Source organism: Bradyrhizobium sp. CCBAU 45389 (assembly GCF_028128625.1).
In the GTDB taxonomy this organism is placed as follows: domain Bacteria; phylum Pseudomonadota; class Alphaproteobacteria; order Rhizobiales; family Xanthobacteraceae; genus Bradyrhizobium; species Bradyrhizobium liaoningense_B.
Genome location: NZ_LBIY01000080.1, coordinates 94,301 through 118,719, shown reverse-complemented (window position 1 = coordinate 118,719; position 24,419 = coordinate 94,301). Strand labels below are relative to the sequence as shown.

29 protein-coding genes and 1 tRNA gene are annotated in these 24,419 nt (G+C 65.5%); 14 read left to right on the top strand and 16 right to left on the bottom strand.

What is annotated here, in order from left to right:
* Positions 1-43 precede the first annotated feature (43 nt).
* From XH79_RS12410 to XH79_RS12400, 3 genes are read right to left on the bottom strand one after another with little or no spacing between them, the layout of a single operon-like run.
* Complete coding sequence (locus XH79_RS12410) at positions 44-862, bottom strand: enoyl-CoA hydratase/isomerase family protein (RefSeq protein WP_271581849.1); 819 nt, start codon at positions 860-862, stop codon at positions 44-46.
* A 17-nt stretch (positions 863-879) separates the two neighbouring features.
* Positions 880-2,040 carry an acyl-CoA dehydrogenase family protein gene (locus tag XH79_RS12405; RefSeq protein ID WP_211404341.1) on the bottom strand — a complete coding sequence of 387 codons (1,161 nt, stop codon included), beginning with the start codon at positions 2,038-2,040 and terminating at the stop codon, positions 880-882.
* 18 nt (positions 2,041-2,058) lie between these two features.
* On the bottom strand, positions 2,059-3,123 hold the full coding sequence (locus tag XH79_RS12400) for an acyl-CoA dehydrogenase family protein (RefSeq protein WP_212345725.1): 1,065 nt from the start codon (positions 3,121-3,123) through the stop codon (positions 2,059-2,061).
* A 248-nt stretch (positions 3,124-3,371) separates the two neighbouring features.
* Here XH79_RS12400 and XH79_RS12395 point away from each other — a divergent pair, with 248 nt between their 5' ends.
* Complete coding sequence (locus XH79_RS12395; protein WP_212345723.1) at positions 3,372-4,157, top strand: SDR family NAD(P)-dependent oxidoreductase; 786 nt, start codon at positions 3,372-3,374, stop codon at positions 4,155-4,157.
* Positions 4,158-4,359: 202 nt separating this feature from the next.
* Here XH79_RS12395 and XH79_RS12390 read toward each other — a convergent pair whose 3' ends face one another.
* A complete protein-coding gene (locus XH79_RS12390) occupies positions 4,360-4,632 on the bottom strand; it encodes a GlsB/YeaQ/YmgE family stress response membrane protein (RefSeq protein ID WP_063692953.1) in 273 nt (90 codons plus the stop codon).
* A gap of 99 nt (positions 4,633-4,731) precedes the next feature.
* Complete coding sequence (locus tag XH79_RS12385) at positions 4,732-5,325, bottom strand: YidB family protein (RefSeq protein WP_271581848.1); 594 nt, start codon at positions 5,323-5,325, stop codon at positions 4,732-4,734.
* 162 nt (positions 5,326-5,487) lie between these two features.
* On the opposite strand from XH79_RS12385, the gene XH79_RS12380 reads away from it, so the two are divergent.
* Together XH79_RS12380 and XH79_RS12375 are read left to right on the top strand one after the other, a co-directional pair.
* On the top strand, positions 5,488-6,495 hold the full coding sequence (locus XH79_RS12380) for a 2-dehydropantoate 2-reductase (protein WP_271581847.1): 1,008 nt from the start codon (positions 5,488-5,490) through the stop codon (positions 6,493-6,495).
* A gap of 25 nt (positions 6,496-6,520) precedes the next feature.
* A complete protein-coding gene (locus tag XH79_RS12375; RefSeq protein WP_271581846.1) occupies positions 6,521-6,730 on the top strand; it encodes a hypothetical protein in 210 nt (69 codons plus the stop codon).
* 64 nt (positions 6,731-6,794) lie between these two features.
* Here XH79_RS12375 and XH79_RS12370 read toward each other — a convergent pair whose 3' ends face one another.
* The gene (locus tag XH79_RS12370; protein WP_271581845.1) at positions 6,795-7,415 is read right to left on the bottom strand and encodes a hypothetical protein; all 621 of its coding nucleotides are present in this window, start codon (positions 7,413-7,415) and stop codon (positions 6,795-6,797) included.
* A gap of 209 nt (positions 7,416-7,624) precedes the next feature.
* Here XH79_RS12370 and XH79_RS12365 point away from each other — a divergent pair, with 209 nt between their 5' ends.
* From XH79_RS12365 to XH79_RS12350, 4 genes are all read left to right on the top strand, one after another.
* Positions 7,625-8,653, top strand: coding sequence for an alpha/beta hydrolase (locus tag XH79_RS12365; protein ID WP_271581844.1), 1,029 nt, complete (start codon positions 7,625-7,627; stop codon positions 8,651-8,653).
* A gap of 235 nt (positions 8,654-8,888) precedes the next feature.
* Positions 8,889-9,527, top strand: a complete 639-nt coding sequence (locus XH79_RS12360) for an RraA family protein (RefSeq protein WP_271581843.1) — start codon at positions 8,889-8,891, stop codon at positions 9,525-9,527.
* 27 nt (positions 9,528-9,554) lie between these two features.
* Entirely contained in the window at positions 9,555-9,926 is a 372-nt protein-coding gene (locus XH79_RS12355) for a dimethylsulfonioproprionate lyase family protein (protein WP_212345699.1), read from the top strand.
* Between the two features lie 48 nt (positions 9,927-9,974).
* Positions 9,975-10,931 carry a tripartite tricarboxylate transporter substrate-binding protein gene (locus XH79_RS12350; RefSeq protein WP_271581842.1) on the top strand — a complete coding sequence of 319 codons (957 nt, stop codon included), beginning with the start codon at positions 9,975-9,977 and terminating at the stop codon, positions 10,929-10,931.
* Positions 10,932-10,988: 57 nt separating this feature from the next.
* Here the strand turns inward: XH79_RS12350 and XH79_RS12345 are convergent, their stop codons facing one another.
* Together XH79_RS12345 and XH79_RS12340 are read right to left on the bottom strand one after the other, a co-directional pair.
* A complete protein-coding gene (locus XH79_RS12345; RefSeq protein ID WP_271581841.1) occupies positions 10,989-11,282 on the bottom strand; it encodes a GYD domain-containing protein in 294 nt (97 codons plus the stop codon).
* Positions 11,283-11,388: 106 nt separating this feature from the next.
* Positions 11,389-11,742, bottom strand: coding sequence for a VOC family protein (locus XH79_RS12340; protein ID WP_212345695.1), 354 nt, complete (start codon positions 11,740-11,742; stop codon positions 11,389-11,391).
* Positions 11,743-11,885: 143 nt separating this feature from the next.
* Here XH79_RS12340 and XH79_RS12335 point away from each other — a divergent pair.
* Both XH79_RS12335 and XH79_RS12330 read left to right on the top strand, forming a co-directional pair.
* A tRNA-Arg gene (locus XH79_RS12335) sits at positions 11,886-11,962 on the top strand.
* 124 nt (positions 11,963-12,086) lie between these two features.
* Positions 12,087-13,226 (top strand): amidohydrolase/deacetylase family metallohydrolase, encoded by a 1,140-nt coding sequence (locus XH79_RS12330; RefSeq protein ID WP_212345693.1) that lies wholly within the window; start codon positions 12,087-12,089, stop codon positions 13,224-13,226.
* Between the two features lie 7 nt (positions 13,227-13,233).
* Here the strand turns inward: XH79_RS12330 and XH79_RS12325 are convergent, their stop codons facing one another.
* From XH79_RS12325 to XH79_RS12315, 3 genes are read right to left on the bottom strand one after another with little or no spacing between them, the layout of a single operon-like run.
* Positions 13,234-13,827, bottom strand: a complete 594-nt coding sequence (locus XH79_RS12325; protein ID WP_271581840.1) for a TlpA family protein disulfide reductase — start codon at positions 13,825-13,827, stop codon at positions 13,234-13,236.
* Positions 13,820-14,278 (bottom strand): DsrE family protein, encoded by a 459-nt coding sequence (locus XH79_RS12320; RefSeq protein ID WP_271581839.1) that lies wholly within the window; start codon positions 14,276-14,278, stop codon positions 13,820-13,822. Before XH79_RS12320 ends, XH79_RS12325 begins: the two co-directional genes overlap by 8 nt.
* Before the next feature lie 20 nt (positions 14,279-14,298).
* Complete coding sequence (locus tag XH79_RS12315) at positions 14,299-14,727, bottom strand: DoxX family protein (protein WP_271581838.1); 429 nt, start codon at positions 14,725-14,727, stop codon at positions 14,299-14,301.
* Between the two features lie 103 nt (positions 14,728-14,830).
* Here XH79_RS12315 and XH79_RS12310 point away from each other — a divergent pair, with 103 nt between their 5' ends.
* Positions 14,831-15,715 (top strand): LysR family transcriptional regulator, encoded by an 885-nt coding sequence (locus tag XH79_RS12310; RefSeq protein ID WP_271581837.1) that lies wholly within the window; start codon positions 14,831-14,833, stop codon positions 15,713-15,715.
* Between the two features lie 38 nt (positions 15,716-15,753).
* Here XH79_RS12310 and XH79_RS12305 read toward each other — a convergent pair whose 3' ends face one another.
* The gene (locus tag XH79_RS12305) at positions 15,754-16,479 is read right to left on the bottom strand and encodes an alpha/beta fold hydrolase (protein WP_212345681.1); all 726 of its coding nucleotides are present in this window, start codon (positions 16,477-16,479) and stop codon (positions 15,754-15,756) included.
* A 120-nt stretch (positions 16,480-16,599) separates the two neighbouring features.
* Here XH79_RS12305 and XH79_RS12300 point away from each other — a divergent pair, with 120 nt between their 5' ends.
* Positions 16,600-17,580, top strand: a complete 981-nt coding sequence (locus XH79_RS12300; protein WP_271581836.1) for a helix-turn-helix domain-containing protein — start codon at positions 16,600-16,602, stop codon at positions 17,578-17,580.
* A 231-nt stretch (positions 17,581-17,811) separates the two neighbouring features.
* On the opposite strand, the gene XH79_RS12295 is transcribed toward XH79_RS12300, so the two are convergent.
* Positions 17,812-18,957: an acyl-CoA dehydrogenase family protein gene (locus XH79_RS12295; protein WP_271581835.1), complete on the bottom strand. Its 1,146-nt coding sequence runs from the start codon at positions 18,955-18,957 to the stop codon at positions 17,812-17,814.
* 126 nt (positions 18,958-19,083) lie between these two features.
* Here XH79_RS12295 and XH79_RS12290 point away from each other — a divergent pair, with 126 nt between their 5' ends.
* Entirely contained in the window at positions 19,084-19,761 is a 678-nt protein-coding gene (locus XH79_RS12290) for an alpha/beta hydrolase family protein (protein ID WP_271581834.1), read from the top strand.
* A gap of 3 nt (positions 19,762-19,764) precedes the next feature.
* On the opposite strand, the gene XH79_RS12285 is transcribed toward XH79_RS12290, so the two are convergent.
* On the bottom strand, positions 19,765-20,739 hold the full coding sequence (locus XH79_RS12285) for a ketopantoate reductase family protein (RefSeq protein WP_212345671.1): 975 nt from the start codon (positions 20,737-20,739) through the stop codon (positions 19,765-19,767).
* 150 nt (positions 20,740-20,889) lie between these two features.
* Here XH79_RS12285 and XH79_RS12280 point away from each other — a divergent pair, with 150 nt between their 5' ends.
* Positions 20,890-21,693 carry an enoyl-CoA hydratase-related protein gene (locus XH79_RS12280; RefSeq protein ID WP_271581833.1) on the top strand — a complete coding sequence of 268 codons (804 nt, stop codon included), beginning with the start codon at positions 20,890-20,892 and terminating at the stop codon, positions 21,691-21,693.
* Between the two features lie 3 nt (positions 21,694-21,696).
* On the opposite strand, the gene XH79_RS12275 is transcribed toward XH79_RS12280, so the two are convergent.
* Together XH79_RS12275 and XH79_RS12270 are read right to left on the bottom strand one after the other, a co-directional pair.
* On the bottom strand, positions 21,697-21,969 hold the full coding sequence (locus XH79_RS12275) for a hypothetical protein (protein ID WP_271581832.1): 273 nt from the start codon (positions 21,967-21,969) through the stop codon (positions 21,697-21,699).
* Between the two features lie 62 nt (positions 21,970-22,031).
* Entirely contained in the window at positions 22,032-22,916 is an 885-nt protein-coding gene (locus XH79_RS12270) for a LysR family transcriptional regulator (RefSeq protein WP_212345664.1), read from the bottom strand.
* A gap of 111 nt (positions 22,917-23,027) precedes the next feature.
* Between XH79_RS12270 and XH79_RS12265 the strand changes: the two genes are divergently transcribed.
* On the top strand, positions 23,028-24,395 hold the full coding sequence (locus XH79_RS12265) for an FAD-dependent oxidoreductase (RefSeq protein WP_271581831.1): 1,368 nt from the start codon (positions 23,028-23,030) through the stop codon (positions 24,393-24,395).
* The last annotated feature ends 24 nt before the right edge of the window (positions 24,396-24,419 follow it).

Genomic DNA, 24,419 nt, shown 5'->3' with positions numbered 1-24,419 from the left:
GATTGAGAATGTCGCGATGCCTGAGCGATCCGGCGATGCGAGACTACCTTCCCCTAAAATTCGCCGCGCGGCGCTCTTCCGTGGCCTTCACGCCTTCCTTGAAATCTTCCGTCGCGCGCAGGCGGGTCTGCTCGGCGAGCTCGTGATTGGTCGCGGCCATGACGCGGTCGGCGAGGCCGTTCCGCAACGTGGCGCGGGTCGAGAGCAGGCCGAGCGGGGAGCATTCGGCGATCTCGCCGGCGAGCTTCATCGCGGCCGGCTTCACCTGGTCCTGCGGCACCAGCTCGTTGGCGAGGCCCCATTTGTAGGCCTCTTCGCCGGTGACGCGGCGGCTGGTGTAGAACATCAGCTCGGCGTTGTTCTTGCCGATCAGCTCGGGCAGCGTCACGGTCAGGCCGAAGCCGGGATGGAAGCCGAGTTTTGTGAAATTCGCGGAGAAGCGGGCTTCCGGGCAGGTGACGCGGAAGTCGGCGGACACCGCGAGGCCCAGGCCGCCCCCGATGGCGGCGCCCTGCACGGCGGCGACGATCGGCTTCTTGGCGCGGAAGATGCGAACGGCCTGGATGTAGAGATGGCTGATCTGGCCGAGATTGTCAGCGGGATCGCCTTTCTTGGCTTGCTCGGCCTCGCGCGCTTCCTGCGCCTGCCGGGCCGGGTCGCCGAAATTGGCGCCGGCGCAGAACGCCTTGCCCTGTGCCGACAGGACCGAAGCGCGGATTTCGATGTCGCGGTCGAACTCGTCAAGCGCATCCGCGATCTGGTTGATCAGCGAGATGTCGAAGAAGTTGAGCGGCGGGCGGCGGATCTCGATGGTGCCGACATGTCCAACTTTTTCGACGCCGATGTCTTTGTACGTGCTCATGATGGTCCTCGATTGAATTAGCGCAAGCCAAGCCCGCGGGCGATGATGCCGCGCAGCACCTCGGTGGTGCCGCCCTGGATGGTGAGTTTCGGTGCGGTCTTGATCGCGAAGTCGAGTTGCCGCTCCAAGGTCTCGCGATTAGTCGCGGTCTCCTCGACGAAGGCCGCGAGGTCGCGCACGCGGTGCGGCAGCTGCTGCTCCCAGACCGTGCCGATGTCCTTGACGATGGACGCCTCCACCACCGGCTCCTTGCCGGCCTGCAGCATGCCGGCCACCGAGACCGACATCCGCCGCATGGTGTGGAGCTGCGCGACCAGCCGGCCGATGCCTTCGGCGCTGCGCGTATCCGGGTTGGGGCCGACCGCGCGCACCAGCTCCGTCAGCACGTAGTAGGTTTCGAGGAAACGCTCGGGACCCGAGCGCTCATAGGCGAGCTCGCTCGTCGCCTGCTTCCAGGCGCCGTCGACCTCGCCCAGCACGTGATCATCAGGGATGAAGTGATCGGTGAAGACGACCTCGTTGAACTCGTACTGCCCGGTGATCTGGCCGATCGGGTTCACCTTGATGCCCGGTTGCTTCATCTTGACCAGAAACTGCGTCAGGCCGTGGCGGCGGTTCTCCTTGGTCGGCGGCGAGGTCCGGAAGATCGCGATCATGTAGTCGGCGATGTGTGCCGACGAGGTCCAGATCTTGGTGCCGTTGATGAGATAGCCGCCGTCGGTCCTGGTCGCGCGCGTCTTCGCCGCGAACAGGTCGGAGCCGGAGTTCGGCTCGCTCATGCCGATGGCGAAGCAGATCTCGCCGCGGCAGATGCGTGGCAGGATCTCCATCTTGATGTGCTCGGGCGCGTATTTCAGCAGCACCGGCCCGCTCTGGCGGTCGGCGACGAAGAAGCGCCGCGTCGGCGCATTGGCGACGCGCATCTCCTCGGTCACCACATAGCGTTCGAGGAAGGAGCGCTCCTGGCCGCCATATTTTTTCGGCCAGGTCATGCCCAGCCAACCCTTGGCGCCGACCCGGCGGGAAAATTCCGGCGCGTCGGTGTCCTCGCGGTTGGGCTTGTTCGGATCGAAGGTGCCGGCGGCGATTTCTTCGGCGAGGAAGGCGCGCACTTCCTTGCGCAGTTGCTCGCACTTTTCGGGCAGGCGGATCGGATCGAAACGGAGGGCAGCGGTCATTGTTGTCTCGTCTCCTGATCAGCGCGACGCCACGAGCGGCCATAATTCATCGGCGCCTCTGCTGGCGACCAGCTTGCCGAGCTCGACGGCCCAATGGCTTTCCGAGCCGAAATCGTCGCGCCAGGCCAGCGCACGCAGCGAGTAGCGGTGCAGGATGTGCTCCATGGTGAAGCCGATCGCGCCATGGACCTGATGCGCGATGCCGCCGCCTTTTTCGGCGGCTTCCGCGCAGCGGATCTTTGCGGAGGCAGCTTCGAGATAGATCTCGTCGTTGAACGATTTTGCATTCGCGATGGCGTCGGCCGCGGAGGTTGCGGCCGCAAGCGCCGCGGCGGACTCGCCGGCAAGGCGCGCGAGATTGTGCTGCACGGCCTGGAATTTCGAGATCTTCTTCTCGAAGGCGACACGCTCGTTGGAGTAGCGGACGGAAATGTCGAGCATCGATTCCAGCGCGCCGGCGATCTGAAGGCTGCGCGCGACGCCGCCCATCAGCATCATCGTGGTCTGGTCGAAGCCCCTGGGCGCCGGTTTGATCGAGACGGGCTGCACCTTGTCCAGCGTGACGGTGTCGCTGTGGTCGTAGCCGACATTGAGGCCGGATTCGATCCGCCCCTTGCTCGCATCGACCAGCGCGATGACCGCGCCGTCCTTGCCGTGCGCCAGCACGGCAAAATGTTTCGCCGCCTTGGCGAAGGGTACGCCGCGGGCGCGGCCGGAGAGCGCGCCGTCGGCATCGAGGGTGATACGATCCTTCGGGCTCGCCGGCACGACCGTCATCTCGCCTTCGGGCGAGGCGACCTTCGCCTGTGCGAGCAGCCAGCCTGCGAGCATGGTCTCGGCGAAGGGAACCGCGACGGCGAAGCGGCCGGCGGCGTTCAGCAGTGCAAAGCCGTCGGCAAGGCTCGCGCCGGAGCCGCCGAGATCGTCAGGCACCCAAGCCAGCGGCAGGCCGGCTTCGCTCAGCGCCTGCCACAGCGGCGCCTGCCACGAATTGTTCCTGTCGTTGTTGATGGTTTGCGGATCGGCGAGATCGGCGAAGATTTTCTCCGCGGTCTCGACGACGATATTGTCACTCTCCGCCACAGCGTTCCCCGTATTTTGCAATTGGCGCGTCAGGCCTGATGAGCGCGGTGCGCAGGTTCTTCTTGCGCCCGATGATCGGAAAAAGCCATGGCCCTGACAAGCGTTGATCGCAGGTCCATCTGCGGCGCAGGCATGGGGCCGAGAGCCGGTCTGGACTAATTCCGCTTAGCGGAGTTTGCTCGATTTGCAGGGCGCGGCAAACTCGCTAAACAAGGCGCCGGCAATTTACAAAGGGAAGGAAATACCGGATGGCAAAGGACGGCTTGTGCGCAATCGTGACGGGGTCCGCATCCGGTCTCGGAGCTGCGACCGCTGAAATTCTCGCGCGGAGCGGGGCGCGGCTCGTCATCAACTATTCGTCGAGCCAGAAGGAGGCCGAAGCCACCGCGGAAGTCTGCCGCAAGGCGGGCGCGGCGGAGGTGCTGGTTGCGCAGGGCGACGTCTCGAAGGATGAGGATTGCCGCAAGATCGTCGCGGCCGCCAGCGGCTGGGGCCGCCTCGACATCCTCGTCAACAATGCCGGCATCACCAAGCATGTCGCCCATGCCGATCTCGACGGCTTGTCGGCGGAGGATTTCCAGCGCCTCTACGGCGTCAACACCATCGGCCCGTTCCAGATGGTGCGCGCGGCGCGCAGCCTGCTCGAGGTTGGTGCGAAGGCTTCGGGGCGTCCGTCGGCGGTGGTGAACGTGTCCTCGGTCGCCGGCATCAGCGGCGTCGGCTCGTCGATCGCCTATGCCGCCAGCAAGGGCGCGCTCAACACCATGACCTTGTCGTTGTCGCGCGCGCTGGCGCCGCTGATCCGCGTCAACACGGTGTGCCCCGGCTATATCGACACGCCCTGGTTCACCAAGGGCCGCGGCGAGGCCGGTGCCAAGCAGGTGCGCGACAGCGTGGTGGCGAAGGTGCCGCTCAAGGTCGCATCATCCGCCGACGACATCGCCCAGCTCGTCTGCTTCCTGGCGATGCCGGCCTCCAGCAACATGACCGGTGAGGTCGTGCGCATGGATGCGGGGATGCATTTGATTACATGATTGGGGCGGCACACTCCGCTGTCGTCCCGGCGTAGGCCGAGACCCATAACCACAGGCCGTGGTTGTTTTGCGAAGTTGGCAATTGCCTGTCTTCGCCAAACTGAGTTCGGTGGCTATGGGTCCCGGCCCCCGTGCGCAATTGCGCAACTAGGCCGGGACGACACCGAGTTTTTTGGCAGGCGCCATCGCAAGCGACGACGCGCTACCCTTTTATCACCCCGCTCGCCACCAGCCGGTGCCAGATGAACAGCACCACCACCGCGCCGATCGTGGCCATGATGAAGCCGGCGCCCTGGTCGGGGCTGTAATGACCGATGGCCTGGCCGATGAAGGTCGCCAGAAACGCACCCGCAATGCCGAGGATGGTGGTGAGGATGAAGCCGCTCGGATTGTTCGGCCCCGGCGCGAGCCAGCGCGCGATGAGGCCGGCGATGAAGCCGACGATGATGATCCACAACAGGCCGCCGAAACTCATGACAGTGCTCCCCTTGCCTAGAATTCGTTGAGCGTGATCCGGAAAAGTCTGCAGCGGCTTTCCGAGCGGGTCACGCTCAAGCTGAACTGAAGACTTCTACTAAATCCTGCCCGAGATCTCATTCTCGGTCGGCAGCCGTCCGTCCGGCGTCAGATGATCGACCACCTGCGGCAGATACTGGCTGAGACCGGAGAGCAGCTCCTCGCGCGATAGGCCGCTCTGGGCGGACAGGCTTTGGATCTGGTCGGCGCCAAGCGCGCTGGCGAGATCGCCGGGCGCGATCGCCTTGTTCTCGCCCTTGCCAACCCAGGAATTCGCGGCCTCGCCCTGGCCGCCCTGCTGGAGCTGCTTGAGGAGATCGCCGAGCCCGCCGCTCAGCACGGTGCCGGCCGCGCCACCGGCGAGCAGGCCGCCGAGGCCGCCCTTGAGCAGATCGCTGAGGCCGCCGCTGTCGCCGGGAAGCGCGGTGTTGCCGGTATTGACGGGCGTCGGAGGCGGCAGCGGTGAGCGCTGCTGCGGGGCAGGCGCCGCGTCGGGCTGGCCCGCCGTCAGATGCTTGAAGGCCTTCCAGGCGATCAGGCCCAGCAGCGCCATGGTCATCGGCGACATGCCGCCGGAGGATTGCTCTGAGCTTGGCGTGCTCTGGCCGCGGGGGCCGTTCTGCATGCCGTTGAGGACATCGAGTAGACCCATGGTACTCTCCTTTGGCGTCTCGTTCGGCGAGCGCTCGCCGCTGACTGCCCCCCGGGGCGAAAACATATGGGGCTCTCATGACGGTTACAAGGCGGATGCGTCGCAACCATTGGGCAGGCGGCGCTGCCTCTGCTATCGAAGCGGGACGTTAAGGAGAACGAGGTGGTTACGGATCGACCCATCGTGGTGGCCGGGGCGGGCGCCATCGGCTGTTTCGTCGGCGGCATGCTGGCAGCGGCCGGCCGCCGCGTCGCGCTCCTGGTGCGGCCGCGGGTGAAGACCGAGATCGAGCGGTTCGGCCTGCGGCTCACCGATTTCGACGGGGCCGAGAAGAAGCTCGGTGCCGGCCAGCTCGCGCTCTCGGAAGACCCTTCGATCTTCCACAGCGCCGGCATTGTGCTTGTCACGGTGAAGAGCGCCGACACCGCCGATGTCGCGGACCAGATCGCGCAGCATGCGCCGCAGGACGCCGTCATCGTCTCGCTTCAGAACGGGATCGGCAATGTCGCGGTGCTGCGCGAGCGCCTCGGCGGCCGGCCTGTGCTCGCCGGCATGGTGCCGTTCAACGTGGTCGCGATGGGCGAGGGGCGCTTCCACCGCTCGAGCTCCGGCGACATCCATGTCGGAGCAGACGCTACAAACACCGCCGGGGCGCTCTCGGTGCCCGGCCTCAACGTGCATGCGAGCGGTGACATCACCGGCGTGCAATGGGGCAAGCTGATCATCAATCTGAACAACGCGCTCAGCGCGCTGTCCGACCTGCCGCTCGCCGCGCAACTGGCAAGCCGCGACTGGCGAAGATTGTTCGCCGACCAGATGGCGGAGGGGCTGGCCGCGCTGCGGGCCGCCGGCATCGCGCCGGTGTCGTCGACGCCGATCCCGATGAACTGGTCTCCGACCTTGCTGCGGCTGCCCGACATGATCTTCAACGCGATCCTCGGACGCACGATGAAGATCGATCCCGAGGCGCGCTCCTCGATGTGGCAGGATCTGAAGCAGGGCCGCAAGACCGAGATCGACTATCTCCAGGGCGCAGTCATTGCGCTGGCCGAGCGGAACAATGTCGCCGTGCCGCTGATGCGCCGCATTGTTGCGTTGATCAGGGAGGCTGAACGCGCCGGCAAGGGCCCGCCCGGGCTGTCGCCGCAGCAGATTCGCGGGTACGGTTGAGCCCGCCACGCGATGGGAGAGCGCGATGAAACGTAGCTTGATGGTTGGGCTCGCGCTGGCCGCGCTCTGCGGCACATCGACGCTCGCCTACGCCAGGCCGCCGACGGTCATGACCTCGCCCGGCTATGACAGGCGATTGCAGGAGAGCAGGTCGCAGCTGGGTGGCTCGGCGACGGCGCCAGCGACCGCACCGGTGGTCAAACCGAAGCACAGAAAAAAGAAGCATCCGAACTGAAGCCACACGCTTCGCCGGGACGACAGCGGAGTTTGTGGTAACAGCGGAACGAAAGCAGTGAAACTCAGCCCTTCTTCGCCGGCTTGCTCGGCGTCGGGTTGAACAGCTTCTTCAGGTCGTTCAAGCTTTCCGACAGCCGTGGCCACTCGCAGGAGAACGAGCCCTTGGTGCAGGGCGCGCTCTTCGGTCGCTGGCCTGCGGCCTGCTGCACCTTCGGCCGTTCGACCGGCACGGGCACGCGCTCGGTCTCGGTTCGCAGCGCGATCTGCTGAAGCTGCTGGACCTGTTGCTCTTGCTGCTCGCGCTGCTGGCGGGCCGTGGCCTGGGCCGCTTCATTGCTGCGCCGCTGATTGGCGAGGTAGGCGGTATAGGTTTCGTCGATCTTCCTCTGCTCCTCCGGCGTCGGATTGGGACCTGCGATCTCGAAGGTGCGGTCCTGGAGGAAATCGTAATAGGTGTAGCCGCCGCCCGGCTTGCGGCGGCCGGCGAACTTGGCATTGCAGTCGGCGAGCGCGGATGTCTTCTCGGCCTTGGTTGCGGCCTTCTCGGCGGCATCGGCGCATTCCTCGAAGTCGATGGGCGCGCGTTTCCACCATTGCGCCTGGGCATGCGACTGCGTCAGCAGAAAAATTCCTGCTGCGGCAATGAGAAGCGCCGCACGACGCGATGCAACGACAACCGACATTTTACGAGGGCATTCCTTACACGACTCAACTCGAACCGAGTCGGGCCAGATTTTTGCCCCTTTATCGCCGGCTTGTCACCCATGGAACCCGAGAATTTCATGGCTGCGATGCTGACATTTTTTGCTTGACGTGGCGCGGGAGTCACAGCCGCGCGGCACGTGATGCGCTTAGACTTTTATCGATTTGAATCCGAGGGGGAATCTCCGTCATGAGCGCGCTGGCCCGACTTGCCGCACTCGCCCTGGTGCTGACTTGCGGCCATGCCTTCGCAGCGGAGGAGGATGCGCCCAACCGCAAGCCGGTGAAGGCCATCGGCGATGCCAGGCTCTCGGTCGGCGGGCGGGGCATGCTGCCGCTTTATCTCTCCCGCGACTGGTCGATGCCGCTGCCGGCGGTCTTGCGCGCGGTCATCGTGCTGCATGGTCGCCTGCGCAATGCCGACGAATATTACATATCGGCCAACAACGCGCAGGCCGCGGCGGGCGACGACGGCAAGAGCGCGCTCATGATCGTCCCGCAGTTTTTGGTGGAGATCGATATCGAGGCGCATAAGCTGCCGCAGGACATGCTGCGCTGGTCGCTCGAGGGATGGGAGGGCGGCGAAGCCGCGCTTGCGCCGAATCCGGTGTCGTCCTTCGAGGCGCTCGATGCGATCCTGGCAAAGCTCTCGGACCGGCGCGTCTTTCCCAACCTGAAGCAGGTCGTGGTCGCCGGGCATTCCGGCGGCGGCCAGGTCGTGCAGCGCTATGCGATCGCGGGCAAGGGCGAGGCGCCCTTGCTGCGCCAGCATATCGACATCCGCTACGTCGTCGCCAATCCCTCGTCCTATGCCTATTTCAGCGCTGAGCGGCCGCTGCCGAAGGTTGCTGCATCCTGTCCCGGCTACGACAATTGGAAATACGGCATGGGCGACCGTCCGCCCTATCTTGCGGACGCGACACCAGCGGCACTCGAGCAGCGCTATGTCGAGCGCGAGGTGATCTACCTGCTCGGCACGCTCGACACCAATCCGAAACATTCTGCGTTGGACAAGAGCTGCATGGCCGAGGCGCAAGGCGCCACGCGCTATGTCCGCGGTCACGCCTATGCCGATGCGATGGCAAAGCGCGACCACGGCACGCCCAATCACCGCGTCTGGGATGTCGCCGGCGTCGGCCACGACGGCGACAGGATGCTGACCTCGAAATGCGGCCTTGCGGCGCTGTTCGACAGTCCGGGCTGTGGCGCGGAGCGCTAACGCGGGTGCCTTGAAGGCGCGGCCGTCGCTGTTACACTTCGGCCCGCGAGTGCCTCACCCCGAGGCGCCGCCAAGAAGACGAAGTGGAAACGCCTGATGCTGCTGCCCCTGTCCGACGTGCCCTGTTGCGCGACGAGCGCGCGGCGTGGATGAAGGAGGGACGCGCCTTCCGGATCTTGCCGGCGAAGGCGCCGGCGCATGCCGAATAAGAAAATTCACGAAAGGACTCTTTGACATGACGATCACGATCGCAGCGAACAGCGTGCCGAAGCCGCCCGCCGAGATCATCGCGGGCTTTCGCGGTGCGCCGACCTCGGTCATCTCGGACAATCTCGCCCGGCTGCCGGGCGCGGTGGGGCTAAAACCCTATCATCGCGGCGGCAAGCTGGTGGGGACGGCCTTCACCGTGCGCACCCGGCCCGGCGACAATCTCGCCATCCACCGCGCGCTGGAGCTGGTCGGGCCCGGCGACGTCATCGTGGTCGACGGTGGCGGCGACGAGACGCGCGCGCTGGTCGGCGAGATCATGAAGAACATCGCGCAGTGGCGCAAAGCCGAAGGCTATGTGATCGACGGCGCGATCCGCGATGTCGCGGCCTTCGCCGTTGACGACTTCCCCTGCTACGCCCGCGCGGTGATCCACCGCGGCCCCTACAAGAACGGCCCCGGCGAGATCAACGTGCCTGTTACTGTCGGCGGCAGCGTGATCTCGCCCGGCGATATCGTCGTCGGCGACGAGGATGGCGTGGTGTCGTTTCCCGCTGCCGGCGCGGCCGCGCTGCTGGAAGCGGTGCGTGCCCAGGTCGCGCGCGAGGAAGAGACCATGAAGGCGATCCGCGAGGGCCGCTACCAGGGCTCCTATGGCAAATCCTGACCAGAGACGAACGAAGGGGAGAGCGGCGTGAGCCAGAAGGACGAATTCCACAACATCGACAATCCCGATGACGGCCTCTTCCGCGAGCTCGCGGCCGGCGTGACCACGCGCATCTTCTCCGGCGAGCAGGCGATGCTGTCGGTGGTGACGCTGGCCCCGCATGCGAAAGGAACGTTGCACCATCATCCCGAGGAGCAATGGGGCGTGCTGCTCGACGGCTCCGCCATCCGCGTCCAGGGCGATGAAGAGATCCCGGTGAAGAAGGGCGATTTCTGGCGCACGCCCGGCAACGTGCCGCACACCATGCGCGCCGGCCCCGATGGCGCCCGCGTGCTGGACATTTTCAGTCCGCCTCGGCCAGAATACAAAAAAGCGGGGTCGGGCTTCGGAACGACCTAAAGCGCTCAAAAGCAAAAAAGCAAAGCGCAAAACAAAAGGGAGGGGACCATGACGATCACACGACGGGCGCTGCTTGCTGCGCCCGCCATCCTCGCGATGGCATCGGCAAGCGCGCAGGCCTCGAAGATCACGCTGGTCGTGCCGTTTCCGCCGGGCGGATCGACCGATGCGATGGCGCGGCTGCTTCAGAGCAATCTGCAGACAAAACTCAACCGCATCGTCTTGGTCGAGAACAAGTCGGGCGCGGCCGGCGCACTCGGTGCGGCGCAGGTCGCCAAGAGCCCGGCGGACGGCTCCTCGTTCCTGGTCACCTTCGACTCCCACGCGGTGATCCCCTCCATCCTCGACAAGCCGCCGGTCGACGTCGAGCGCGAGCTGATGCCGGTGCTGCTGATCGGCACCGCGCCCTATGTGATCGCGGCCGGTGCCGGCCGTCCCTACAAGAGCTTTGCCGACGTGGTCGCCGCCTGCAAGGCAACGCCCGGTGCGGTGAAATACGCTTCCGTCGGTATCGGCACGCTCGGCCATCTCGCCATGACGGTGCTCGGCAGCAAGGCCGGCGTCGAGATCATGCATGTGCCCTATCGCGGCGGCGGACCGGCGATGAACGACGTGCTCGGCGGCCATGTCGATCTCATCGCCGGATCGGCGGCGCTGGTCGCAGCCCAGCTCGGCACCAACATGCTGCGCCCGATCCTGCAGCTCGGCCGCGAGCGGCTGCAGGCCTTGCCGGACACGCCGACCGCGATCGAGGCCGGCTTTCCCGATTTCGAGACGCTGGCCTGGTGGGGCATCTTCGCGCCCGCAGGCACGCCGCCCGACATCGTGTCGGCCATGGCAACTGCCTCGAAGGAGATCCTGAGCGAGCCCGCCACCGCCGCCCAGCTCAAGGAGACCCAGCACATGACGCTGCTGCTCCAGGAAGGCCCCGCCTTCAAGTCCTTCTTCGACAAGCAGGTCGCCTATTGGGGCAAGGTGGTCCGGGACAACAATATCAGGGCGTGAGACGCCTATTCCCGGGATTGCCATCCCGGGTCCAGTGCGCTCGCGCGGGCCTGAGCGTCAGAGCATCTTGCCAACAATCTTTGTCATATCCGCCGCCGAAAACGCGCGCAGCGTTTCGGTGCGGACATTGCCGAGTGCGCCGAGACTAAGGCTGAGCGACATCGCGGCAGCCTCATCTGGAGCCTCGAGAACGGTCACAACGTCATATCGTCCCTGCGTCCAGACGATCTCTTTCACGGTCACGCCGAACGTTTTGGCCATCTCCTTGAAGGCGTCGGCCCGCTTCGGCGAGTCCTTGACGTTGCGGACTCCCTGATCCGTGAAGTTCGACAGCACAACGTAGGTTACCATGGTCGTCCTCCCTGGTTCGAACTTGAGGAAACCGCACCGAGCTTGCCACGGCGGCTGAGACAGCGCTACTTGCGCGTTGGAACGTCAGCGGATGCGACTTATTCGGTCAGGACAACGGCCGTGCGAAACTGAGCTCATGGCCGTCGGGGTCGGTGAGATGGAAGTAGCGCTCACCCCATTCGGCATCGCGCGGCGTGGTCGACGGCTGCCACCCGGCGGCGCGCGCTTGTGCATAGGTCTCGTCGACATCGGCCACGTAGAAGATGACGCGGCCCCACCAGGACCAGCGCTTGTCGTCCGGCTGCGCAGTCAGGTTGAGATAGCCGCTGCCGGCGCGAAAGCTCGTGAATGCGGCGGCTTCGCCACCATACAGCAGCTCGAACCCGAGCGAGCGGTAGAAGTGCACGGCGCGCGCCATGTCATGCGTGCCGAGCGTGATGGCGCTGATGCTTTCGATCATGTGGGCTGCTCCGTCGGGAGGGATCCGGCCGCGATTGTACTGCCGCCGTGTTCAGCTTGACGATGGATCCCGCCCGCCTTGCGGCTGGCGAACCGTATTCTGCTCTGCTATGAGGGGCCGAGCCCGCAACTTGCGGGTTCCGCGGTCCCGTAGCTCAGCCGGATAGAGCGACGGTTTCCTAAACCGTAGGTCGGAAGTTCGAGTCTTCCCGGGATCGCCATTTCGGTATGGGCCGTCGGCCCTGCTCGACAAGCTCTCCGGCGTAAAAATTGCTAGAAGTGGGGTCTTCCTTCCTTTCGGCTGACTGGTGGTCGGCCGCCTCACAGCTACATCCGGAGACCATGATGCCTTTTGACTTGATCCTGCGCGGCGGAAGGGTCGTTGACCCCTCTCAGAAGCTCGATGCCGTGACGGATGTCGCATTTTCGGGCGGCAAGGTCGCTGCCATTGGCACAGGACTCAAGGCCGACCCGGGCACGGTTGTGCGCGACGTTTCGAAATATATCGTGACCCCGGGGCTGATCGATCTGCACACCCATGTCTATTGGGGCGGCACCTCGCTCGGCATCGATGCCGAGGAATTCTGCCGCCTGTCCGGCGTCACCACGGCGGTCGACACCGGCAGTGCCGGGCCCGGCAATTTTGCGGGCTTCCGCAAGCATGTGATCGAGCCGAGCCAGGTCCGCATCCTCGCTTATTTGCACGTCTCGCATGCCGGCATCTTCGGCTTCTCGCACCGGATCATGGTCGGCGAGAGCGAGGAGCTGCGGTTGATGAATCCGATCGAGGCGGCCAAGGTGGCCGATGCCAACCGCGATCTCATCGTCGGCATCAAGGTGCGCGTGGGCTTGCATTCTTCGGGCACCTCGGGGCTGGTGCCGCTCGAGATCGCGCTCGAGGTCGCCAACGAGGTCGGCATGCCCCTGATGGCGCATATCGACCATCCGCCGCCGAGCTATGAGGAGGTGCTGGCCCGCCTGCGCCCCGGCGATGTGCTCACCCATGCGTTCCGTCCGTTCCCCAATACGCCGGCGACCGCGCAGGGCACGGTGAAGAAGGTGGTGCTGGAGGCGCGCGAGCGCGGCGTGCTGTTCGACATCGGTCACGGCAAGGGCTCGTTCGCGTTCAAGACTGCGCGCGCCATGCTGGCCAACGGCTTCTATCCGGACACCATCTCCTCCGACATCCACCAGCTCTGCATCGACGGCCCCGCCTTCGACCAGGTGACGACCATGTCGAAATTCCTGTGCATGGGCATGGAGCTCTCCGACGTGGTCGCGGCCTCGACGGTGAACGCGGCGATGGCGCTGCGCCGCCCCGAGCTCGGCAGCCTCAAGCCCGGCAGCGTCGGCGACGCCACGCTTGTTACGGTCAGGCAGGGCCAGTTCGACTATGAGGACGTCGTCGGCGAGCACCTGATCGGCGATCGCAAGATCGTCTCGGAGGGTGTCGTGATCGGCGGCCGCTGGTGGCATCCGAACTGAGGCCGCGCTAATCCCGCTCGCGATAGAACTGCAGCAGCCGCGCGCCCGCCGGCGAGAGCCAGTCGGGCGCGCCCGCGATGTAGCCCTCGATCCGTCCGCCCGTCCCGACCAGATAGGTGATGGGCATGCCGACGAGTGAGAACATCGTGGTCGATGCTTCGGCCGCCGCGCCATAGGCATCGACATAGCAGGCGAGGTTCTGCACGGCGAGGCCGCCGAGAAATGCGCGGATCTTGCGCAGGTCTTTCGTATCCGTGCAGATCGCGACGATGTCGAGCCGGTCGGGCCGCGATCCCGCAAGGCTTGCGAGCATCGGCAGATCGAGCTTGCAGGCCGCGCACCAGGTCGCCCAGAAGTTCACCAAGGTGACGCGGCCCGGCTTTGCCGTCACGACGGCGTCCCTGCCGTGCAGGTCCTGAAGCCTGAGCTGTGGCATCGCTACGCGCGGCCGCACCAGTGTGAACTGGCTGCGGCCGGCCTCGAACACCGGCGGCCAGCTGTCCTCCGCGCCGCTCGCATGCTGGACAGCGAGAGAGGCTGCCGCGGCGATCAGGATCGATCGCCGCGACAGCGTAACGCCTTCGCGCGCGGCATCACGCATGGATATAGGCCCAGCCCTTCAGTTGCAGATCGACGACGCGGCCGATGCCGAACGGGACGAGGCTCGCGCCTGCTATCAGCGGAATCGAGATCTGCTCCTTGGCTTCCGCGATCGACTTTGACGAGGCGCACATGCTGTAGGAGAGATTGGGCAGCGACTGCCGCAGTGTCGCGAGCGGTTCGACCAGCGGCGTCTTGTCGGCGCGGAAGACGTCGATGCCCTTGCCGTTGGCGACGACCTCGATCAGCAGCCGCGCGCCCCTGTCGGCAAAATGCTTGGACAGGTTGGCCGAGTAGCTGATCGCGTGACCCATGACATAGGGCTCGTTGCTGTCGATCAGGATCACGACGCCCTCAGTGAGGCGATCCTCCTTGGCGGCAGCGCCGCCGGCCGTGGGGATCGCGGTGCCGGCGAGCAGGCCCCTGCGGGACCATCCGTTGGCGAAGATCATGGCGACGGCGTTCCTGCCGGTCAGAACTGGCGCGGCGCGATCGGTGCCTTGCTGTTGCGTCCCCACAGCACGAACAGGGCGAGCGCGAGCAGGACGACATTGAGCGGCGTCACAGCGGCCTCGCCGCGCGAGAGATGGAAGAGAAGTGCGATCACCTGCAGCACCGCGCAGCCGAGCGCGGCGAGCACCGTCAGCCGCGGCAGGATCCGCGTCAGGGCCGGCAGCAGGATGCCGATGCCGCCGGCGAGATCGACCAGCGCGATGGATCGGACGAACGTCTCGGAATACTGGCCCGCCCACGGCATCATTGCGGCCAGCTGGGGAATCGGCGTGGTCAGCTTCACGAACCCCGCCGCGATGAAGACGAAGGCGAGGACGATTTGGGCGGCCCAGAGGCCGATGCGAAGGGCCCGACCCGGGGCGGCGGTCTCGAAGGTGGTGGTGGACACGGTGGTTCTCCAAACAGTGAGGGTTCCCACCATTTGATGGTTTCTCCATTTTTGATCATTATATGTTCCGGGATAGGTTCATTTCCTGGATGTTGATGATCTCATGGATTCCCTGGTCAGCATGAGGGTGTTTTGTCTGGTTGCCGAGCTGAAGAGCTTTGCCGCCGCGGCGCAGCGCCTGCGCATCTCCCCCGCCATGGCGAGCAAGCATGTGATGCAGCTCGAGAAGCGGCTGGGCACGCGGCTGCTCAACCGGACCAGCCGGCGCGTCAGCCTGAGCGAGAGCGGCACGCTCTATTTCGAGCAGGCCCGGCAGATGCTGGATTCGCTCGACGAGGTCGAGGCCGCCGTCAGCAAGGCGACCGTCGTTCCGCGCGGCACGCTGCGGCTGACCACGCCGGTGTGGATGGCAAACGCGATCTTCGCAGGCGTGCTGGCGGATTATCAGGCGCGATATCCGGATGTGCGCCTCGACGTCGATCTCAGTGGGCGGCTGGTCAACCTCGTGGAGGAGGGATTCGATCTCGCTTTGCGCGCGACCGCCGCACCCGACGAGGCGCTTATCGCTCGTCCGATCACCAACGTTCCCTTCTACATGGTCGCCGCGCCTGCCTACCTCAAACGCGCAGGGCGCCCGGCCAGGATCGCCGACATCGCCGGCCACGCGCTATTGCACTACGCGCTTTATCCCGGCGAAAGCTTCTCTTTCCAGGGCGAGAACGGCCCCGAGACCATCAAGCTCGATCCGGTGCTGCGCAGCGCCAACGAGACGCTGCTGCACATGGCGGCGCTCGAAGGCATGGGCCTCGCCTTCCTGCCGAAATGGCTGGTCGCCGCCGATATCGCTGCGGGGCGTCTCGAACACGTCCTGCCCGACGAGATCATCTTCGAGGGACGACTGCTCGCGGTCTATCCCAGCCGCAAATATCTGTCCGCGAAGGTGAGGACCTTCATCGACTTCGTCGCCGCCGACAAGCGGATGAGGTAGCCGCGCGCGGCACCGCGAGATCAGCTGCGTGGCGGCTGTCAGTCGCGTCCCGCCTCCATGATCGCCTTGGCGAGGCGTGCGGGATCGGAGAAGCACAGCTCGTGGCTTCCCGGCACCTGCACCAGGCGGAACAGGCCGAGCTTCTCCGAGAGACGCGGATGCCAGCCATAGCTGTGCGGCAGCGCGGTGTCCTCGGTGCAGTTGATGTAGGATTTGGCCAGCGGCATCTCGGCCGGATTGGTCTTGAGCGCGATCTTGTCGGTGAAGGTCGCGAGCGGATGCGGATTGAGCACGTCATAGGCGCGCTGCGCCGTCTCGAGATCGGCATCGTTGATGAAGGCTTCGCGCCAGACCGGGAATGGCAGCACCACCGAGCCGTCGCCGCGCTCGGCGGCGATCGCGTCGAACAGCCCGATATAATGCGGCGGCACCATGTCGTTGAGGCACTCGCCATTGTTGGGCACGAAGGCGTTCCAGTAGACGAGGCGGCGGATGCGCTCGGGCGCGAGGTCGGCGACACCGGTGATGACCATGCCGCCGTAGGAATGGCCGAGCAGGACGACGTCCGTGAGATCGTTCTCGGCGAGGTAGTCGGCGATCGACTGGATCGCTTCCTTCAGTCCCGTCGTCTTGGCATCCCCCGGGCGGTTGCCCTTGATCGTCGGCGTGTGGACCTGATGGCCGTGGGCACGGATCGGAGCCGCCACAGGCTCGAACTCCGCACCGGTGTGCCAGGCGCCATGAACGAGAACGTAGGTCGACATGTTGTGGCTCCTCCCGCGGGTGTGATTAGATCGGCGCAGCGTCGCCGCGCGGCAAATGTGGACCGGCGACGGATTTGTTGCTTGGCTGGAAGTGAATCGGATTGGTCTCGGAGTGAACCGATGCAGCAGATCGAGCGCGCCGTTCCGTCACGCCAATCGGCCTGGAATACCGCGGGCCTGCGACCGAACGAGCAATTCGCCTATTACCGCGAGGCGATCTGCCAGGCCTTCATGAATCTGACGCCGGAGCCGGCGGCCGCGGCCGGCTTTCCCGCCAGCGTCGAGCACGTCCGTCTCGGCGATGCCGCGATCAACCGCGTCAGCTTTCCCGAGCATGTGGTACGCCGCTCCGCCGCCGACATCGCGGCGTCCGACCGCAGCTGCTTCTACCTCAACCTGAAGCTGGCCGGCCGCTGCCGCATTCAGCAGGACGGCCATGAGATCAGCCTTTCGCCCGGGCAGGTCGGAATCTTCGACAGCGACCGCCAGTTCGCCCTCCTGCACGATCGTGGTCCGCAATTGCAGGTCGCTTCGTTCTGGGTGCCAGCAGTCGCGTTGCGCGAACGATTGCCGGCGTCGTTCGACGTCACCGCTTGCCGCGTCTCGGACGATCCCTGCGTCGGCCACCTCATCGTGGAGACGGCGCGCACGCTGAGCAACGGGGCGCTGCGCATGACCGAGGACGAGGGCGTGCGGCTGTTCCGGGCGCTGATCGAGCTTGTCGCCGTCAGCCTGTCGCGGCACAGCCGGGCGGGTGCTGCGGAATCGGAGAGCCTCACGGATGCGACCACGCTGGCGCTGAAGCGCGCCATTCACCGGCGGCTCCGCGAGCCAGGCCTTGCGGTTGCCGATGTCGCCGCCGCCGTGGGCATCAGCGAGCGCTACGTGCATAAGCTGCTGGCGCGATCGGGCTCCAGCTTCACCGATTATGTGATCGAGCATCGGCTCGACGGCGCGGCCAGGAATCTCAGGGATCCCGCGATGGCGGATCGGGCGATCGGCGCCATCGCGTTCGACTGGGGCTTCTCGGACCTCTCTCACTTCACGCGGCGCTTCAAGCAGCGTTTTGGTTGCCGCCCACGGGACTGGCGTATGCGATGAGGGAGAGCGCGTAAAACGGACTTGTCGTCCCGGCGGAGGCCGGGACCCATACCGCGTGATCTACCGATTGCGAAAGGTGGGAGTACCGAACTGCTGACCTTCGCCAAACCCCTCCCTGTGGTTATGGGTCCCGGCCCCCGTGCGCAATTGCGCACTAGGCCGGGACGACAGCTAATTCTTATGGAGGCCGTGTTGCCTCAAGCGTCTTTTGCCGGAAGCAAGAGCGCAGAGCTACAACGACCTCGCGATCAAGAGCTTCATGATCTCGTTGGTGCCGCCATAGATCTTCTGGATGCGGGAATCGATGAAGATGCGCGAGATCGGATATTCCTGCATGTAGCCATAGCCGCCGAACAGCTGGAGGCATTCGTCGGCGGTCTGGACCTGCTTGTCCGAGCACCAGTATTTCGCCATCGACGCCGTCACGGTGTCGAGATCTTTCGCGACCAGCCGCTCTATGCACCAGTCGACGAAGACGCGGGCGATCATCGCCTCGGTCTTGCGCTCGGCGAGCGTGAAGGCGGTGTTCTGGAAGTCCATCAGCGGCTTGCCGAACGCCTTGCGCTCCTTGGTGTATTCGGTGGTGAGCTTGACGGCGCGCTCCATCGCGGCGACGGCGCCGACCGCGAGCGCGAGACGCTCCTGCGGCAATTGCTGCATCAGCTGGACAAAGCCCTGGCCCTCCTCCTTGCCGAGCAGGTTTTCCGGCGGCACGGTGACGTTGTCGAAGAACAGCTCCGACGTGTCGGAGGCGTGCAGGCCGATCTTGTCGAGGTTGCGCCCGCGCTTGTAGCCATCCGCGCCCGCGGTCTCGACCACGATCAGCGAGATGCCCTTGGCGCCGGCCTCGCCCGTGCGCGCGACCACGATGACGAGATCGGCGGCCTGGCCATTGGTGATGAAGGTCTTCTGGCCGTTGATGACATAGGAATTGCCCTGCTTCTTCGCCGTGGTCTTGACGGCTTGCAGGTCCGAGCCGGTGCCGGGCTCGGTCATGGCGATGGCGCCGACCATCTCTCCGCTCGCCATCTTCGGCAGCCAGCGCTTCTTCTGCTCCTCCGAGCCGTAATTGAGGATGTAGTGCGCGACGATGGTGCTGTGCACCGAAACGCCGGTCGTGAGCTCCGGCACGGTGCTCTCGAGATCGTCGAGCACGGCGGCATCATAGGCGAAGGTCGCACCCAGGCCGCCGTATTCCTCCGGCACGCTCGCCAGCAGTGCGCCCATCTCGCCGAGGCCGCGCCAGGCGAAGCGGTCGACCATCTTCTGCTCGCGCCATTTCTCGGCATGCGGGGCCAGGTCCTTGGCGAGATATTTCCGGAACTGGTCGCGGAAGACGTCGAGCTCTTCGGTCATCCAGGAGGAGCGGTAGGACATGGTTACCTCGGTTGATGTGCAGTTCCGGCTTGGTAGGCCAGCCGGCCGCGGCAATTATTGTGTTTTCAGGCTGCGCCGGTGACGCTACCAAGGCGGCCGTAACAGCGTCTGTCGGGATGTCTGATTGTGGCGACCAAAACTCAAGAGCTCAAGCTCGACATCGAACGCACCGGCACGGTCTCGGCGATCCTGACGCAGCCGGCCCAAGCGCGCGCCTGTTACGTCCTCGCGCATGGCGCGGGTGCGGACATGCGGCATTCCTTCATGGAGAAGGTCGCGGCGGGCCTTGGTGAGCGCGGCATTGCGACGTTCCGCTTCAATTTTCTCTACATGGAAAAGAAACACGGGCGCCCGGACCAGCCGGCGGTGGCGCACGCGGCCATCCGCGCGGCGGTCGCGGAGGCCGCGCGGCTCTGCCCCGGCGTGAAGCTCGTTGCCGGCGGTAAATCGTTCGGCGGGCGCATGACCTCGCAGGCGCAGTCCAAGGCTCCACTGCCTGGCGTCAAAGGCCTCGCCTTCCTCGGCTTCCCCCTGCACGCCGACAAGAAGCCGTCGTCAGAGCGCGCCGATCACCTCGCCGGTATCACTGTCCCCATGCTGTTCCTGCAAGGAACGCGCGATGGGCTTGCCGACCTGAGCTACCTCAGGCCTGTCGTCGAGAAGCTCGGGGCGAAGGCGACGCTGCATGAGGTCGAAGGCGGCGATCACTCGTTTGCGGTGCTGAAAAAGTCCGGCCGGACGAATGAAGAGGCGCTCACGGAAGTGCTGGACGCGCTCGCGGCCTGGATCGACGAAATCGGCTGACGTTCACGCCGAATAAAGCCCCTTGTCGCGCGCCTTCTGGATTGCCAGCGCGGCGATCAGGTCGAGCGTCGGCGTCGACAGGCCGGCAGTGCGCGCGAAGGCGGCAGGCGCCCTCACCAGCACGTCGATCTCCATGGCGCGGCCGAGCTCGTAATCCTGCAGCAGCGACGGCTTGTGGTTGGGGGCGGGGCCGCTGCGCGTGACGCGCTTGACCTCGGGGATGAAGTGCTGGGCGATGTCGTTGGCCTCGTTCAGCATGCGCGGGATGACCTCGGCGAAGGCGGGGTCGTCGCGCACCCCGCGGGCGGTCTGGCCGGTGAGCAGGCACAGCACCGACAGCGACATGTTGGTCAGCAGCTTTGACCAGATCGCCTCGCGGATCTCGGCCACCGGCGGCGATTCCAGCCGCGCGTCGTTGAGGACGTTGCGGAGCTTCGTGATCCGCTCGCAATTGCGATCGTCGCATTCGCCGATCAGGAGGCGGTTGCGGTCCGGGGTGAGGTTATGCACGACGCCGGGCGCAGCGACCTCGTTGGAGGAGAAGATGACGCCGCCGATGATCCGCTCCTTCGGGATGCAGGCGCGCAGGCGTCCGCCGGGATCGAGGAACGAAATGTCGGGTGGCGTCGGGTGCCGCGGCGGCAGGCCGATGCCGTACCACCAGGGAATGCCGTTCTGCGCGAACACGATCGCGGTGTCGTCCTGCAGCAACGGCTTGATGCTGGAGACCAGTCCCGTCAGCGCGGTCGCCTTCAGCGTGGAGATCACGACGTCCTGCGGGCCGAGCTGGGCCGGGTCGCCTGACGCGTTCACCTTGGCGGAAACCTCGGAATCGCCGACCCGCAGCTTGAGGCCGTTTGCGCGCACTGCCTCCAGATGCGCGCCGCGCATCACGCATGAAACCTCATGGCCGGCGCGTGCAAGCCGTACCGCGATGTGGCTGCCGACGGCGCCCGCGCCGAAAATGCAGATGCGCATGTTGATCCCGTCCCTGATCCCGTGGTGCCATCAGGCGGCAGCATGACACAAGCCGCCATGCGATGGACGCGGCTGCCCTACGCCGGAAAGATATGGATCGGGATGCGTTGCCTCGGCCATAGTGCGTGGCAAACAACCGGAGGATCGCCGATGACTGCCAGCCCCGTCCTATGGACCCTTGATGAGCGTGGGGTTGCGACCGTCACGTTGAACCGGCCGGAGGTCAACAACGCCTATGATGGCGCGTTGATCTCGGGTGTGCTGGCGGCCATGGACGATCTGGCCAAGAAGCCGAACCTGCGGGTCGTCGTTCTCAGGGGCAACGGCAAGCATTTCCAGGCCGGCGCCGACCTCAAATGGATCAACGGCGTGCGGCCGCAATCGCCTGAGACCAACGAGGCGGCCTCGCGTGCGACCTTCGAAGCCGTGCAACGGCTCAACACCTTGCCGATCCCGACGGTCGCCTTGGTGCAGGGCGGCTGCTTCGGCGGCGGCACCGGCGTGATCGCGGCCTGCGACGTCGTGATCGCCGCGGACAACGCCCTGTTCTCCATCACCGAGGTCCGCTGGGGCCTGACCGCCGCGATCATCATCCCGCAGCTTTGCGACGCCATCGGTGTCCGGCAAGTCCGCCGCTACGCGCTGACCGGCGAGCGCTTCGGCGCCGAGGACGCCCGCCGCATCGGCCTCGTCCACGAGTTGGTGCCGCTCGCCGATCTCGAATCTGCTGGAGCCAAGGTGGTGGAGCAATTGCTCGCCAACGGGCCGGAGGCGATGGCCGAGACCAAGCGGCTCGCGCTGGAGAGCTCGTTCGGCGGCATGGCGGTGGACGATGCCGCCTACAAGCGGCTCGTGCAGCTGCATTCGCTCAAGCGCCAGAGCGCGGAGGCCGCGGAGGGCTTGGCGTCATTCGCGGAGAAGCGGGCGGGGAATTGGGGCGGCGGGAAAAGCTGAGGCTCAGCAGCCGCGGCAGATGTTGTTGATGCTGCGATAGACGGCGTCGTCGTCCTGCCGCATCTGGCGCAGTGTTTCGAACGTCGTGCTCTCGGCGGCCGGCGCGGCCGGCTTGCGCTTGGCCGCGAGCTCGTCCTCCTGCCGCTTGTAACAGGCCTCGCGATCGGGCTTGGCCTGGATGAAGCGGCAGTTTTGCTCCAGGGCTGCGGCGGCGGTGGTGGAGATCGCGAGAACGACCAGGGAGGGCAGGGCGAACTTCAAAAGCGTCGAATCCATGCGGCACTTCTGTCAGGTCCGCAATGCAAGAGCAACCGCCATGTTGTGACGCCAGAGGCGGCTCACAGCGACGGCGCCAGTGACGTTTTCAGCAGGGTCAGCAGCGCCTGCACCGCGGCCGCGTTGCGCCGCCGCTCGGGAATCGCGGCCTTCACCCACAAATCCGGAATCGGAAAGTCGCGCAGCACCGGCTTCAGCCTGCCATCATGCAAGGCATCCGCGACGAGATAATGCGACATCAGCGCGATGCCGTTGCCGGCAATCGCGCTCCGCGCCAGCACGTGTCCCTCGTTGGAGGACAGCAATGGGCTGACCTGGATGCTGATGCGACCGCGCGGTCCGTCGAAAATCCATTCCGGGCCGGTCGGCAGGAAGCTGAGACAGCGATGCTCGACGAGGTCGCGCGGATGCTTTGGCGTGCCGTGCTTCTTCAAGTAAGCGGGCGAGGCGCAGAGCAGCCGCTTCAATAGACACAAGGGCTCGTCGACCACGCCGCCGAAGGAATGAGGGAAGGCACCGATGGCGATGTCAAAACCTTCCGTCACGGGATCGACCGGGCGATCGATCAGCACGATCTCGAGTTTTAATCGCGGGTTCTGGGTCTGGAACGCGCTGAAGGCGTCGGCGAGGCGCGCCACCGTCAGCGAGGTCGGCGCCTTGATGCGGAGGTGATCGACGAGATCGTGTCCCTTCTCGCCCATGCGCGAAAGCAGGTCGGTGGCATCGGTGACGACGCCGCGCGCGCGATGCACGTAGCGCTGACCGGCTTCGGTGAGACGCAATTGCCGGGTCGAGCGGTGAAACAGCGGCGTGCCGATCCGCGCCTCCAGTTGCGTGACGCGTTTTGCCACCACCGAGGTCGAGACGTTGAGTTTTCGTGCGGCGGCGGAGAATCCGGCCGCATCGGCAGTGGCGAGAAACGCTTGAAGGTTCACCAGGATGTCCATGTCCACCTTTCGCGATTCGAGAAAGCTGATTGCATATTTTGGTGGATTGTAGCCCGCTGCGCGCTAATTCATAGTCGTCCGCAAGCAAGAAATTTTGGGAAGGGACGCGCCATGCGGGCCACGACGATCGAAGAACCAGCGCGCAAAGTGCCGCTCTACGGCGAATATGAAGTCGTCGTGCTCGGCGGCGGTCCGGCCGGCATCGTGGCGGCGGCCTCCGCGGCGCGCGCCGGGCGGAAGACGCTGCTGATCGAGCGCTACGGCTTTCTCGGAGGCATGGGCACGGCGGCCGGCGTCACCAATTTCTGCGGCCTGCACGGCAATGTCTACGGCAAGGCGCACCGGCTGGTGCAGGGCATGGCGTCCGAGCTGCTGGCGCGCATCGACCTGCTCAACGGCCTCAACACGCCGCATCTGATCCTCGGCAAGGTGTTTGCCCAGGCTTATGACACCGCGGCCTACAAGATCGCGGCCGATCAACTGCTCGCGAGCCACGGGGTGCACATCCTCTTCCATGCGCTCGGCGCCGGCGTGGTGATGGGCGATAACAGCCGCATCGACGCGTTGCTGGTCGAGACCAAGGCCGGCCGGCAGGCCGTGCGCGCGGAAATCTTCATCGACTGCTCCGGCGACGGCGATCTCGCCGTGTGGGCCGGCGCGCCGTTCGAGATCGGCGACGAGCACGGTCACCCGCTTTATCCGTCGATGATGCTGCGTCTCAACGGCATCGATCCAGACAAGGCGGGCGAGGCCTGGCGCACCATTCCGCAATTGATGGAAAAGGCGCTTGCCGCCGGCACCCACACATTCCCGCGCAAGAGCGCGATCGTGCGGCCGCAAAAATCCGGCATCGAGTGGCGGGTGAATTTTACGCAAGTCGCACGCGAGGACGGCCACGCCATCAACGGCATCGAGCCCGACGATCTCACCCGCGGCGAGATCGAGGGCCGCAAGCAGGCGCTCGCGGCGTTCGAATTCCTGCGTAGCACCGTGCCGGGCTTTGAAAAATCCTACATCGTCGATTTGCCGCCGCAGCTCGGCATCCGCGAGACCCGTCGCATCAAAGGCGGCTACCAGCTCAGCGGCGAGGATGTGCTCGGCTGCGCCTCGTTTGAGGATTCCATCGGCGTCAACGGCTGGCCGATCGAGGCCCATGTTCCCGGCGATGTCGTCTTCACCTTCCCGCCGATCCCGGAATCCCGCGGCTACAACGAGCTGCCCTACCGGATGCTGGTGCCCGAGGGCGTCGACAATCTGCTGGTCGCCGGCCGCTGCGCCTCGATGACCCATGAGGGCCAGTCGGCGGCGCGGGTCTCCGGTGCCTGTTTCGTGATGGGCGAGGCGGCTGGTTCCGCCGCCGCGCTGGCGCTCTCCGGAAACCGCATTCCACGCGAAATCCCCATTGAAAAATTGCAGGAAACGTTGAAACAACAGGGCGCCTTCATCGGGCGGGATCAGGTGGTGCCCGAGGGCCTGTAACGGACTGCAAGACAACACGAGAGG